Genomic DNA, 12,537 nt, shown 5'->3' with positions numbered 1-12,537 from the left:
TATTACGAACTTTATGTTGTGGCGAAACATGGAGTTGTTGGTTTAACGAAAGTAGCGGGAATTGAATACGCAGCAAAAGGAATTCGTGTAAATGCAATTGCTCCTTGTCTGGTCGAAACCCCAATAACTAAAGGATGGATGATCCAGAGTTCCGTAAGACAGTTGTTGGTAATATTTCAATGGATCGCCCTGCGAAACCTGAGGAAATTACGGAAATGGTAGTATTTATATCTTCACCTGGAGCTACCTTTAGAGCAGGTCATACATTTGTAGTCGATGGTGGATAAATCGCTCATTAATGGATTATAAGGAATTCGATACTCATCTTAAAAATTTTACACATCAAAACAGCCATTGAAACGGAATTCGTGCCAATGGTTGTTTTCTTTTACTACACAAGGGCTAATGGAGCTAATAGTGTGTTGGCAAAATACTTTTTCTACATCAATAGGGCGGCAATGCTGCCTACACTGCCAGAAAGAATTCTCGATAAGATTTATAACGCTCTTTCAATCAACTACGCTTCTGCAGTCCTCTATACTACTCATGTTCATGATGGAAAGCTTATTTTCTATAGGTATTTCAAGAGGAAGAGTCAAAAAAACATCAACTCCTTAGTAGGAATTGATGTTTTATAATTAATCTAACCTTAAGCCTAATCCCTTACTCTTTGTTTTCTCATCCATTGCGTAGCGACCCACTTTTCTCCGATAATTACTGGTGCGCCACCATGTAAAGTTAACTCATTCAACGTTTGATCGTTATAGAAGTACTCAAAGTAAACTGCCATCCCTTTTTTAGGTGATACTGAAAAATTCAGTTTAGGGAAAAAGGTTTCTCCACCTTCTTCTACATCATTCAAGTACATAACGAGCGTGCTAATTCGGTTATTTGTCACTTTGCTTGTTGCTGAAAAGAAATCATAATGCGGTTTATACTGTTGACCAGGCGTATACCGAAGGATTTGAAGACCCTCCGCATGTTCAATAGGTATATTCATAATCGTTGAGACTCTTTTTTCAACCCTTGCTACGATGTCGTTTTCACTTTCTTCAATAAACATACTGCTACTCGTTCTTAGCTCGTTTTCTACGCGTGTCGTTCCAATTTTTGAACGTTTCATTTTATCTGTAGACATGTTAATCAGTTCATTGCATTCTTCATCACTTAAAACATTTCCTAACACGACGACCAGTGGCTCCTCTAATCTAGCGACGATGGCTATTTCTCGATCCGTCACAATTTTACTTCCGACGTGATGAAAAATCGTTTGCTCTTTATGATCCGTTATCAACTTCGAACACCTCTTAAACTGTTTAATTTTCAAATCAAAAACGTTTGTGGGCAATAGATTACTTGAAATAACGGTCTTCTTGTAAGGTTTCCACTTCCTTTTGGAATTAAATTCAAGATATTTTACCACGTTATTTTATATTTCGTAAATGTTAAATTACGGGTTTGTTCGAAAAAATTGTGCTGATAGGCTATAGAAAATCATTATTGAACTGAATTGTCTGATACAATAGGGTAATCTGTCTTATGTTCTAATAGATTACGGCTTACGGAGGAGATGAATTTCGTCTTACGTCTTCGAATGACAAACGCTTACTACGATCGAAAGGGGAATATGTTATGGCAATAAATAAGGGAAAGTTCAAGATCCGCTCTATGCAAAGTTTGCACTATGAACAACGGTGGTTGTTTGTGTAGGGCTGAAAATTGCGAACCGCCTTAACGTTTATAGTTATGACTTTGCTGCCTTGAATATTTTATTTTAAGGAGCGGAGCAAACGTGAAATATGTGAATGCAAAAAGTATCTTTCCAAAAGAACTGTTACGGGAAATTCAGAAGTATGCAAATGGCAAGATGGTTTATATCCCTATTTTAAAGAGAGCACAAAAAAAAGTGGGGAGAGGTTTCGGGTTCAAAAGATTTCTTGGACTATCGAAACAAGGAAATCCGACAACTATTTTCGATCGGGGTAACGATCGATCAGCTTTCAAATCAATATTTTCTTTCTCACGATAGTATTAAAAAAATTGTTTACTCAAAAAAATAGTTATCATCTGTCACATTGGATTACATCTGATGTGACTTTTTATATAAAGAACGTTTTATAATCGTTTATTATCTATGTTCGTTTGTCTGTCCTTATTACAATTACAGCATAGACAAATAGATCCATAAAAGGAGAAACCGATGAATATTGATGTTCGATTAACAGATAAAAGTGAAGCGTATCTTATAAAAAATTTATATCCGTTATACCTATATGACCTTTCCGGACACTATGGCAGAATGCCGAATGTTCACGGGATATATGAAGAGAGTGACGATTTTCGAACAATAATTGAGCAGTATGAGGTTCAAAATATTTGGTGGGAAAAACCGAAAGTTTTATTTCCTTACATTATTTTAGTAGATGGAGTGCCAGCAGGGTTTCTTCTCCTCGCAACCCCACCTCATTGCAATAAAGGAATTGACTATTTTGTAAATGAGTTCTTTTTAATTCAATCTTTAAGAGGGAAAGGGATTGCCGAACGAGCTGCTAATATCGTATTCGACCAATTTAAAGGAAATTGGGAGCTGTTTACGAACCCATCGGAGAAAAATATTGTTGCACAAAAATTTTGGAGAAAGGCAATTTCAAATTACACGAATGGAGTTTACACGGAGGTCAAAAAAGAAACATTCGATGGCTATAAACTTGTTTTTCGCTTTAATAATGCTGATATGATTTTATAAAGGTGAAGGATTGGAAGATAGTACAAGCTATTAGGTTAAGACATGCACAATCACTTTATGTTTTTGGTAAGGAATAAAGGGGTCGAACCTATGAGGAATTCTTATGGATGAAGGGAAAAGGGAGAGGCTGAAAAATAATGTCACTTTTCAACCTCTCTTTTTGAATAGCTTAATCCAATCCATTCTCCATAACTTCTTTCACCAAACGCCGTACTTCATCCGTCGTTTTCGTATTCATCAATTCATTTCTCAATTCAGCAGCACCTCTAAATCCACGAATGTAGATTTTGAAAAAGCGGAGAAGCGGCTTGAACGGGCGTGGTTCTTCTTCAGTTGAATATTGATCATGTAGATCCAATTGCAGCAGTAGCAAATCGAGATATTCTTTTACGCTATGCTCTCGTGGTTCTTTCTCGAAAGCGAATGGATTCGTGAAAACACCACGGCCGATCATGACGCCATCAACACCATATTGATCCACTAATTTCAGTCCTGTTGCACGGTCAGGAATATCACCGTTGATCGTTAACAATGTATTTGGCGCAATTTCATCCCGTAGTTTTTTTATTTCAGGGATTAGTTCCCAATGGGCGTCCACTTTACTCATTTCTTTTCTTGTGCGAAGGTGAATGGACAAGTTTGCAATGTCTTGCTCCAAGATATGACGCAGCCAATCATGCCATTCGTCGATTTCGACATAGCCTAATCTCGTTTTGACACTAACCGGCAATCCACCTGCTTTTGCGGCTTGGATTATTTCAGCTGCGACTTCGGGGCGCCGTATTAATCCTGCACCTTTCCCGTTCGCTGCAACGTTTTGTACCGGGCATCCCATATTTAAGTCGATGCCACGGAAACCTAACTTTTTCATGTCGATGCTCATCTGTTTAAAATACTCAGGCTTGTCTCCCCAAATATGGGCGACAATTGGTTGTTCATCCTCTGTGAACATCAAACGGCCGCGAACACTTTCCCTCCCATTCGGGTGGCAATAGCTTTCCGTATTCGTAAATTCCGTGAAATAGACGTCTGGCGGTGCCGCTTCAGCGATCACGTGACGGAACACAACGTCTGTCACATCTTCCATCGGTGCTAATATAAAAAACGGCTTCGGTAGATCAAGCCAGAAATTTTCTTCGTTACTCATTTTGTTTCCTCCTGTTGCATGCAAAATCCTTTGCTCATCATAAGATTGTACCATTTATTTTCTTTCGCTACACCTATAGTATCCCCGAAATAGACTCCTACAAATGATTAATTCTCTATTCGGAATGAAAATGAACGTTCTTCCATAAATATTCCGTCCCTGTATGTCCGTTCCACGAAAGTAATAGTATTTTCATGATCGATGAGTAGGACTGTCGATGAGCGGGTGCCATATCCTTCAGATTTAATAAATAGAGGAGAAAGGATCCGTTCCAATTGTTTTCCCACTCCTGTATTAGGAAGTTGCTCATCTGGAAACGGTTCGGCATGCTGCAGCACGCCAAACAATTCGCTTGGCTGAATCGCGCGTTTTTGTTCAACAATTCGATGAAGATCCATTTTCCCTTTAATAACTTTTGGCCATGGAGTATTAAGAAAATGGTTACACAGTCCATGTGTCCCAGCGGAAATCTCCTTCACTTCATTTTCAACATTCGAGTAATAGAACAGCTCATCCACAGTGCCAGCAATCACGTTAAATCCTGCATATTCTGAGCGCTTCAATTGCAACGACTTTAGAAATTCAGCGGCGGTCATATCAGAATCGAGGAAAGCGGTCACAATCTCACCGCGCGACCGGATCTCTTTTTTCTGTTCAGAAGGATCCCTGTAATTCGTCAGTGCGGCAAATCTACCGTTTTTCGTAATGCCAAGCCATGTCCCGTGTTGCGATAAATCCCTCCCAGCTAATAGATGAGGCTGATCCTCCCAGAAATGTGCCGGTGCTGTCGGGCGCTCGTAAAACTCGTCCCGGTTCGCTGCAACGATCAATCGGTAGATCGGATGGTCTTGAAAATGAAAATTAATTAAACACATGACAACATCACTTCTCCTTTTGAAAAGTATACATTGTTATTTGGGTCTTGAACTATAGTAAATAGTCCCACACTTCTGGACGTGATTTCACACATCTAGAGATGGCGAGTTGCATTCATAATTGAAAATGCCATCTATTTGGGAATATAGTTATTGTTAACAATACGGTTGAGGAAACTTTTACATAAATGAAACAGTGGTAGATCAGAAAACGTACGAATCCGACAAAATCGGGCATGGAATGTCGGGATGAAACATTCAACTCCTGTTATTCTAATGAGGAAAGGAGGTCAGTTAAATGGATTTGCTAAAGAGCATGAATGATGCAATGCGGTATATTGAGGATAACCTCACTAATGAAATAGATTTTATGTTGGCGGCAAGAATCGCTCAGTGTTCCGAATATCATTTTAAAAGGATGTTTTCTTTTCTTGCGGGGATAACATTATCAGAATACATTCGTAGTAGACGATTGAGCTTGGCGGCATTTGAGCTCTCAAATCGTAATGTAAAGATCATTGATATGGCGATTAAATATGGATACAACTCACCAGACTCTTTTACTAGAGCTTTTCAAAACTTTCACGGTGTAACGCCATCAGAAGCGAGGAATAACGGACAGCAATTAAAAGCCTTTCCACCAATGACCTTCCAATTATCAATTAAAGGAGGAAATGAAATGAATTACCGTATCGAACAAAAAGGCGAATTTAACATAGTCGGTATGATGAAAAGAGTTCCTATTATTTTTGAAGGCGAAAACACAGAAATTACAGCAATGTGGAAGTCTTTGACGATGGAAAAAATAGAACAATTAAAAGAACTTTCAAATGTTGAACCTGCAGGGATTATTCAAGCGTCAACAAACTTTTCTGAAGAACGTATGGAGGAAAAAGGAGAGCTTGATCAGTATATAGGGGTGGCAACCACACAAAGATGCCCTGAAAACGATTCACAGTTAGAAGTTCCTGCCTTAACTTGGGCAATCTTTGAATCAACTGGACCTTTCCCAAGCACACTACAGGAAACGTGGGGAAGAATTTATTCTGAATGGTTTCCATCTTCCAATTATCAAGTAGTTGAGGGGCCGGAAATCTTGTCGATTAAAACACAAGATTTAACTTCACAATCTGTAATAAGTGAGATTTGGATCCCGGTATTGAAAAGATAATAAAGATTTAAATTACTGAGCTGTTTTGACAGCTCTTTTTTGGTGTCAGGATTTTTATGAAAACATCAGAAAAAAATACTTCATCACAACATCGCTTCTTCTTTCCAAAAGTCTACATTGTTATAAGGGTTTGAGTTTGGAGTCAATGAAATCTGACAATAAAGGAAGGAAAAATTCAATATCATCTTGAATAGTTATTGGCAGCTACATAACTTTTTTTCATAAACCATCTATAAAAGTTTTTTATAATCTATGTAAAATGGAGGGTATTAAAATGATGGATTTCCAAAGTATACACTTTGAACTTCACCGGGTCAAAGACGGTATTTTTGCGGCTATCGTAAAGGAAGGAGGAGGTGCTGTAGGAAATGCAGGTTTCGTAGATTTAGGAGATTAGACAATTATTTTTGATTCGTTTAATACTTAACAAGCAGCTGCGGATCTAAAAAAGTGTGCAGAACAGTTGACTGGTCGAGATGTAAGCTATGTAATAAACAGTCACTATCACGGTGATCATATTAGGGCAATCAAGTCTTCGTTTCATCTACTATTCTTTCGAGTGATCTGACCTATTCCAAAATAAAAGAAACCCAACCTTCGCGCATTGAGACTCAGAAAAAAGACATGAGTGGATTAAAGAACTATATTCGTACATTAGAAACGGAATTCCAAGAAACAAATGATGAAAAAGTTGAAGTTCAAATTAGTTTATTAAAAGAAATTAAACGTTCATTACCTACCCTTCGCTTAACTTTACCGACAGTGACGTTTCAAAACATGTACACTTTCGAAGGATCAAAACGTTCGGCAACGTTAATGACAAAGGGTGGGGGACATTCACCATGTGATTCTTTTCTTTACCTACCAAATGATAAAGTAATTTTCATGGGCGATCTATTATTTGTAAAATCTCATCCCTCCATCTTCGAAGATTCTGATGTGGATAACTGGATCCAGACGCTTCAAGAACTAATAATGTGAAATATACATGTTGCTGTTCCTATACACGGTCCAGTAGGAATAAAAAATGATATAAAGACGTTATCCAATACATGTATGATCTAAAAAAATGATTGCCCAAGACGAAAATATGGATCAAATTAGTATACCTAAGCAATACAAAGCTTGGTCACATCCCGAATTATTTCAAAGAAATCTTAAACAATTACAACAATCATAAGTACGGAGCATCGTGGTAAATTATAAAAGATCAAAAAAGAAACGTTCATGCCCATGGTGAAGAGAAAATCGTGTTCATATATGCAGCCTTTGATTTGTTAACATACCCTACCTTACCTCATGAAGAAAGCTGTATATTGTTCGGTTTTACTGTATCGAACCAAGGGTTTCATCATTTTGACTCTTCTAAGAAATGAGCAGTATCGCCAATCATTTCAAAATTAAATTCTTTTCCATCATAGTTGAAAAGAGTTAGACTTGTACCGTGAATAAAAGGTGGGTCCCACATTTTTTCGATTGAGATATTCATGGTAAATGACAGAATAGCCTTTATCACTACCGCATGTGCAACGATTAAAATGTTTCCGTCCTTATTCTCCACTATGATTTTTCGTACAGCATTCTCTACTCTCTGTTTAAAAGTATGCAAATCCTCGCCTTTATGTGGTTTATGATTGTAAATATGAGGTTTATTCCAAAAGTTTTTATACTCAATATCCGTTTCTATTTCATCTTTTGTTTTTCCCTCCCAAACACCGAAATGGATTTCTTTTAGGTCCTCAACGGCGACAATAGGAATAGTTTTATCTGATTTAATCAACTGGGCTGTGTCGTAAGCTCGTTTGATTGGACTTGAATAAATCGCATGAAAGTCAATCGTATTCAACCGTTCTCCCAACATCATTGCATTATGAATTCCTTTGTCGGTAAGTGGGGAATCTTGTGAGCCTTGAAAACGATTTTCTAAATTCCACCTAGTTTCACCGTGACGAGTAAGATAAATAGTTAGCATAACTGTCCTCCGTGAGTAGCATTTTAAATATCTATTTTTTTAACATCCACAACTCTACTTTTGTACAATAATTATTAATAAAGTTTACCACACTTTTACGAATAACCATTCTTTTTGAAAAACCGTTCTCCTTAGCTCTGTTGGTTAGCAGATAAGATCGCTGCATTTTCAGCTGAACACATGCCACATTAAGAAGTTGAAAGATGGGAAAATCAGCCTCATTGAAGAACTGTGAGAAACTGTTAAAAACCAATTAACGAATCTTATAAAAAAGAAATAATGAGGATTCGGATTATCGTGTGAATCCGGTTGAAAGATAGTGTCATAAATTGGATTACCTGTAGAAAAAATAACGATCGACTGTAAAGACTTCTTTACAGTCGGTCGTTATTTTGTTATTGTATGTGTAAAGATATCTTTACATTGATTTGGAGGGGTGATTAATGAGGGTAATTAACCATATTCGAGAAATCCGTATAAGAAAGGGGATAACTCAAGTTAAAATGGCTGAGGATTTACAAGTTACACGTCAAACTATAAATGCGATTGAAAAAAATAAGTATAATCCCAGTCTGGAGCTAGCATTGAAATTAATAGCATATTTTGACGTGCCAATTGATGAAATATTCATTTTAGAGGAGGATGACAAATGAGTGTAAAGGACAGAAAAAAATGGGGGGCATTTTTAGAAAAATGGGCGCCTTTCTTTATAATTACTTGCACTTTTATGGGGGCTGTTTTGGGTTCATTTCTTGTTTACTATTTTCAAGGGGAATTTCCGTATGAAGTTCTTACAGGTGGTTTGGTAGCAGCGGTAATTCTTACAATCGTTGAATTGATTAAACAAAAAAGAAAGAAAGATAATCTTCCCGAAGCAGATGAACGAGTCATTCGTAATGTGCTCCGTTTTTTTGCATACGCATCACATATTTTCTTAGCTATTTTATTTATAGCCTTAGGAGTTTTTACACTTTTAGGAAATGAAACGATTTCAATATTCTATCTTTGGATCTTTTTCTTCTCGTATATTTGGATTGTAGGAATTGGTGCTTTTATTATTAAAAGAAGGTAATAGTTAATAACAACCAAATCTTATTTTCCGATGACACGAAATAATAAATCTGCAAATTGTCATTAATTTATGTGTAAAGGAGAAGAAAAATTAGATGAAGAAAGCAATTTTCTTAAGCATAAAACCTCAATACTGTAAATTAATAGAAAGCCAAAAGAAAGTGAATGAATTTAGAACATTCATCCCAAAAGAAGAGGTTGAGTATTTTTGGATTTATGAGTCGGCTCCTACTTCGGCATTGAAGTATATAGCAAAAGTTTCAAAACCAATATCCTACCCAAATAAAATCGCCGTTATTGGCGATGGAGATGATCGATTTAATATGGGATTGACTAAGTATAAATACGCCTATACTATTGAGAGTTTATACAAATTAGCAACACCTCTATCTCTTAATTTTTTGAGAAAAGAATTTAATTTCTATCCACCGCAAGGATATTCTTATTTACGCACTTATTCCGATTTAGTGGAATATGTTGATGAAAAAATTCCTCTTAAAAAAGTTTTTTAGTTATAAAGACACGGAGATAGGTCAGTTAAATCTTGATCATGTACTATGTTTCTGAAAACTGTTGGATGATGAACCTATCGAGGAAGTGGGTCGCCCAATTTACGAAATCGAAATAGGGGAAATCTTGTTTGATCACACAGATTTGCAACTTCACGAACTCTACTTAAAATCCCCCCATGTAGAAATTTCGATTCCAACTCTTAGAGTAATTTGTCATGAATGATCAGTTACACGATAAAGTGAAAATAGAAAAACGATGCCAAATTTGAGCATCGCCTTTGTAAAACTCACTATTGTTCCATGACCGCAAAATAATTATCTTCACCGTCTGCGAAATTAAATGTTCTGCCTGAAGGCATCTGTATAATTTCTCCGACTGTAACATTTTTGTTTAATAAGTCATTGTGCAATTGATCGAATTCATTCGTGAAAAACAGTAAAGAAGGGGTTTCAAGATTTAAATCTGGTGACATTTTGGAAATGAATTCTTTGTTGTGAAGAATTATGCTTGTTTCAGCTTCCTTAGTTGGGGCAATTTCTATCCATCTCATACCTTGACCATTGTCTTCTTCTGAAATGACATGAAACCCAACTTTTTCTGTCCAAAATTGCTTTGCCGTATCTTGGTTCTTAACATACAACATGATTTGTCCTACCTTACTAATCATTGAGCGTTCCCCTCCCTAAACCATTATTATGATCATCCAGTTGATTTCATTATACTCGTTGTTTACGATACCTATCAAGAAATATAAGGTTTAACGAAAAGCAGAATAATGCCCAATATGTTAGTGGCAGTTTAACAATGTAGGTTTCGGCAGTATATTATTTGTATACGATCGCTTTACATGGAGTGGCGAGCATGGTAGGCTTTTCGCCCTTCGACAGACACTATGCTCGCAGAGGCTCCATGTCAAGCGCCAATGAGCGATGAATATTTATCAGTATTACATAATAAATATACTGCCGTTTTATACATAGCTTGATTGCCAAATACAGTCCAATATTTGTTTAGACTTGAGTCCTATTCAGTTGCAACTTCTTGAAAATGGTCAAAAAACATTAGCAAAGCATAAAGTAATAGTGACATTAGTTTAGTTGGGAGTGGTATGCATAAAAACTCCATGGTTGAACTCCGAAGAAATCAAGCAGAGAGCTTTTATTCGACAAATTGTGGTTCATACGATCGGTGTCGAAGACGAGACGGATGACGAAACAGACAATCCCATGCATGATGCGTTAGAGGACCAGTCAGAGGAAAATCATGCCCCAGTCAATGATGAAAATACGGAAGAAGTTGAAGCAACTAGTGTTTGTCACATTGAAAAGAAATGTAAAGGAATTCAAGATGAAAGCCAAGACTTCCCAGAAGAATTCCTTTCCGATTTAGAAGCAGTGAATGAGTTTGCCGAAATGCGTCAAAATGATTTTCCCGTTGAAATGAATCATTCCGTAATAGCCGAACTTACGAATCATCCAAGCTCTATTTCTGAATCGATAAATGAAACAACTTCCAACATTACAGACCTCACACTAATCAGTACAGGAGATTTTTCCAATAGAGAAGATAAGTCTATAGGTTTCGGTATATCGCAGCTAATACATGCATTAAAACTGATCGAAACAATTAGAACAGATTACTCAACAACGACAGATGCTTCTCATCATTCGATTCATGATTTGAACCGTAAACATGAGGTCAATGAAAAAAACAGCACAAATAAACAATTGGAAGTGGAACGATTACTAAGACTTTTGAAACAGGTTGAGGTGTTAAAGAAAGCAACTTCTGAAAAAGTAGAGCATGTAATATATTCACAAACTGAAAATGAGTCTATACATAGTTCTACTTTGAAAAACTCTACTGCCCGCAATGAATTGACGGACTCGAATATGCTCCGTGAAGATTTCGGGATCAACGGGGTTATCGAACGGCACGAAGAAAATATAGAATCCAAACAAATGATTATGGAACAATTGATCAATGTATTGAAAAAGGTTCAACTGACTAAGAATGAACAGCCGATCGACGATGCAACGTTATTACAAGCTGAAATGGCTTCTATTGACAGCTCCAGTTCAAATACTCCTGCTAATAACGTTGAAGCTCATGAAAGCTTCAATACAGCTGTGGAAAGCGAATGTGACGGAAATCAAAGCAATCCCAAACAAATAGCAGTGGAACGATTGATTACGCTAGTAAAAACGATAGCGAACAATAAAGAAAAACTGCCTACACAGAAAGATGAAAGGCTTGAGGATAACGCCGATGAAATGATTGAACCTTCCGCTCAAATGGCGCTATCGAATACGATTCATTGTAAAACGATCAATATCCCGTTTTCAACAATGATTGAAATGAACGATTTTCTACATGCTCCTTTATTTGGCGAGGTTAGCCAACATACATTTGATTTTTTAGACCCCGACAATACAAAGAGCATTCAAATGGACACAAAATTTGTAAGCACGACAACCCATTACCCAGAGCAAATAATTTGCCACTTAATAAGCTCTTCAATTCATGAAGTCATAACAGTTTCGAATGTCTCTCAAAAAGACAGACGAAAGCATAAAAACAAACAACTCAAATCGAATGTAATCCCTTTACACACCAATCAGAAAGCAGGCGAATCCAAACGGACCGAAGTCGAAGGAAATTGTAAAAAGATTAAGGTTCCAGTAGTTATCGGAGAGTATAGCATTGAAACAAGTGTGGAAGAAGAGATTTTGTTTGAAGAACAGGTAATAAGCATTAAAGAGAATTCTAAAAACATCATTATCGAAAATAGTCATTTTACGCCTACGCGATTATCAAAACCGATACAAAATGGGGCATGTGCTGCACTCGGAGGCATGCTTTCATTGGAAGGAGTAATCGTGCAAAACATTCGGTATAGTGAATTGCCCAATCAAGACCAGGAAGCGAAAGAAAAGACAGAACCGATTTATTTAAATGAGAAAATCCTCTTGGAATTAAAGATCCAATTGTTACAAGACCAAGAAATGCATATTAAGGAAAAATGTAATGAAATAAGGTGAG

General features: G+C 36.9%; 15 protein-coding genes and 1 pseudogene. 11 read left to right on the top strand and 5 right to left on the bottom strand.

Annotated features, from left to right (window positions below):
* Nucleotides 1-18 precede the first annotated feature (18 nt).
* Nucleotides 19-222, top strand: a complete 204-nt coding sequence (locus ACFQ38_RS08980) for an SDR family oxidoreductase (protein ID WP_381480436.1) — start codon at nt 19-21, stop codon at nt 220-222.
* Nucleotides 180-287: a hypothetical protein gene (locus tag ACFQ38_RS08975; protein ID WP_381480435.1), complete on the top strand. Its 108-nt coding sequence runs from the start codon at nt 180-182 to the stop codon at nt 285-287. Before ACFQ38_RS08980 ends, ACFQ38_RS08975 begins: the two co-directional genes overlap by 43 nt.
* A gap of 368 nt (nt 288-655) precedes the next feature.
* Here the strand turns inward: ACFQ38_RS08975 and ACFQ38_RS08970 are convergent, their stop codons facing one another.
* Nucleotides 656-1,423 (bottom strand): 2OG-Fe(II) oxygenase, encoded by a 768-nt coding sequence (locus ACFQ38_RS08970; RefSeq protein WP_381480434.1) that lies wholly within the window; start codon nt 1,421-1,423, stop codon nt 656-658.
* Between the two features lie 777 nt (nt 1,424-2,200).
* On the opposite strand from ACFQ38_RS08970, the gene ACFQ38_RS08965 reads away from it, so the two are divergent.
* Nucleotides 2,201-2,746: a GNAT family N-acetyltransferase gene (locus ACFQ38_RS08965; RefSeq protein ID WP_381480433.1), complete on the top strand. Its 546-nt coding sequence runs from the start codon at nt 2,201-2,203 to the stop codon at nt 2,744-2,746.
* Nucleotides 2,747-2,915: 169 nt separating this feature from the next.
* Here ACFQ38_RS08965 and ACFQ38_RS08960 read toward each other — a convergent pair whose 3' ends face one another.
* Together ACFQ38_RS08960 and ACFQ38_RS08955 are read right to left on the bottom strand one after the other, a co-directional pair.
* Entirely contained in the window at nt 2,916-3,893 is a 978-nt protein-coding gene (locus ACFQ38_RS08960; RefSeq protein ID WP_336823667.1) for a tRNA dihydrouridine synthase, read from the bottom strand.
* A 107-nt stretch (nt 3,894-4,000) separates the two neighbouring features.
* A complete protein-coding gene (locus ACFQ38_RS08955; protein WP_381480432.1) occupies nt 4,001-4,768 on the bottom strand; it encodes an NRDE family protein in 768 nt (255 codons plus the stop codon).
* A gap of 298 nt (nt 4,769-5,066) precedes the next feature.
* Here ACFQ38_RS08955 and ACFQ38_RS08950 point away from each other — a divergent pair, with 298 nt between their 5' ends.
* From ACFQ38_RS08950 to ACFQ38_RS08935, 4 genes and pseudogenes are all read left to right on the top strand, one after another.
* Nucleotides 5,067-5,939 carry an AraC family transcriptional regulator gene (locus tag ACFQ38_RS08950; protein ID WP_381480430.1) on the top strand — a complete coding sequence of 291 codons (873 nt, stop codon included), beginning with the start codon at nt 5,067-5,069 and terminating at the stop codon, nt 5,937-5,939.
* 274 nt (nt 5,940-6,213) lie between these two features.
* Entirely contained in the window at nt 6,214-6,336 is a 123-nt protein-coding gene (locus ACFQ38_RS08945; RefSeq protein WP_381480429.1) for a hypothetical protein, read from the top strand.
* 63 nt (nt 6,337-6,399) lie between these two features.
* Nucleotides 6,400-6,507: pseudogene (locus ACFQ38_RS08940) on the top strand (MBL fold metallo-hydrolase); the annotation flags it as partial.
* Between the two features lie 56 nt (nt 6,508-6,563).
* The gene (locus tag ACFQ38_RS08935; RefSeq protein WP_381480428.1) at nt 6,564-6,920 is read left to right on the top strand and encodes an MBL fold metallo-hydrolase; all 357 of its coding nucleotides are present in this window, start codon (nt 6,564-6,566) and stop codon (nt 6,918-6,920) included.
* A 370-nt stretch (nt 6,921-7,290) separates the two neighbouring features.
* Here ACFQ38_RS08935 and ACFQ38_RS08930 read toward each other — a convergent pair whose 3' ends face one another.
* A complete protein-coding gene (locus tag ACFQ38_RS08930) occupies nt 7,291-7,911 on the bottom strand; it encodes a histidine phosphatase family protein (protein WP_381480427.1) in 621 nt (206 codons plus the stop codon).
* Nucleotides 7,912-8,354: 443 nt separating this feature from the next.
* Between ACFQ38_RS08930 and ACFQ38_RS08925 the strand changes: the two genes are divergently transcribed.
* The 3 genes from ACFQ38_RS08925 (at nt 8,355) to ACFQ38_RS08915 (ending at nt 9,494) form a co-directional block, all read left to right on the top strand.
* Entirely contained in the window at nt 8,355-8,564 is a 210-nt protein-coding gene (locus tag ACFQ38_RS08925) for a helix-turn-helix transcriptional regulator (RefSeq protein ID WP_381480426.1), read from the top strand.
* Nucleotides 8,561-8,983: a hypothetical protein gene (locus tag ACFQ38_RS08920; RefSeq protein WP_381480425.1), complete on the top strand. Its 423-nt coding sequence runs from the start codon at nt 8,561-8,563 to the stop codon at nt 8,981-8,983. Before ACFQ38_RS08925 ends, ACFQ38_RS08920 begins: the two co-directional genes overlap by 4 nt.
* 94 nt (nt 8,984-9,077) lie before the next feature.
* Complete coding sequence (locus ACFQ38_RS08915; RefSeq protein ID WP_381480424.1) at nt 9,078-9,494, top strand: hypothetical protein; 417 nt, start codon at nt 9,078-9,080, stop codon at nt 9,492-9,494.
* Nucleotides 9,495-9,784: 290 nt separating this feature from the next.
* Here ACFQ38_RS08915 and ACFQ38_RS08910 read toward each other — a convergent pair whose 3' ends face one another.
* Nucleotides 9,785-10,162, bottom strand: a complete 378-nt coding sequence (locus tag ACFQ38_RS08910; protein ID WP_381480423.1) for a VOC family protein — start codon at nt 10,160-10,162, stop codon at nt 9,785-9,787.
* A 460-nt stretch (nt 10,163-10,622) separates the two neighbouring features.
* Here ACFQ38_RS08910 and ACFQ38_RS08905 point away from each other — a divergent pair, with 460 nt between their 5' ends.
* Complete coding sequence (locus ACFQ38_RS08905) at nt 10,623-12,536, top strand: BC_2427 family protein (protein ID WP_381480422.1); 1,914 nt, start codon at nt 10,623-10,625, stop codon at nt 12,534-12,536.
* Nucleotide 12,537: the final 1 nt, after the last annotated feature.

Source organism: Sporosarcina contaminans (genome assembly GCF_042679045.1).
GTDB lineage: Bacteria > Bacillota > Bacilli > Bacillales_A > Planococcaceae > Sporosarcina > Sporosarcina contaminans.
Note: the sequence above shows the minus strand (reverse complement) of the source record. Positions and strands in the feature narration are given on the sequence as shown.

Bases quoted from the DNA above. Each gene is read 5' to 3' on its own strand.
- ACFQ38_RS08965 (WP_381480433.1), top strand. From the start codon at position 2,201: ATGAATATTGATGTTCGATTAACAGATAAAAGTGAAGCGTATCTTATA.
- ACFQ38_RS08945 (WP_381480429.1), top strand. From the start codon at position 6,214: ATGATGGATTTCCAAAGTATACACTTTGAACTTCACCGGGTCAAAGAC.
- ACFQ38_RS08935 (WP_381480428.1), top strand. From the start codon at position 6,564: ATGAGTGGATTAAAGAACTATATTCGTACATTAGAAACGGAATTCCAA.
- ACFQ38_RS08910 (WP_381480423.1), bottom strand. From the start codon at position 10,162: ATGATTAGTAAGGTAGGACAAATCATGTTGTATGTTAAGAACCAAGAT.
- ACFQ38_RS08915 (WP_381480424.1), top strand. From the start codon at position 9,078: ATGAAGAAAGCAATTTTCTTAAGCATAAAACCTCAATACTGTAAATTA.
- ACFQ38_RS08950 (WP_381480430.1), top strand. From the start codon at position 5,067: ATGGATTTGCTAAAGAGCATGAATGATGCAATGCGGTATATTGAGGAT.
- ACFQ38_RS08955 (WP_381480432.1), bottom strand. From the start codon at position 4,768: ATGTGTTTAATTAATTTTCATTTTCAAGACCATCCGATCTACCGATTG.
- ACFQ38_RS08960 (WP_336823667.1), bottom strand. From the start codon at position 3,893: ATGAGTAACGAAGAAAATTTCTGGCTTGATCTACCGAAGCCGTTTTTT.
- ACFQ38_RS08975 (WP_381480435.1), top strand. From the start codon at position 180: ATGGATCGCCCTGCGAAACCTGAGGAAATTACGGAAATGGTAGTATTT.
- ACFQ38_RS08925 (WP_381480426.1), top strand. From the start codon at position 8,355: ATGAGGGTAATTAACCATATTCGAGAAATCCGTATAAGAAAGGGGATA.
- ACFQ38_RS08930 (WP_381480427.1), bottom strand. From the start codon at position 7,911: ATGCTAACTATTTATCTTACTCGTCACGGTGAAACTAGGTGGAATTTA.
- ACFQ38_RS08920 (WP_381480425.1), top strand. From the start codon at position 8,561: ATGAGTGTAAAGGACAGAAAAAAATGGGGGGCATTTTTAGAAAAATGG.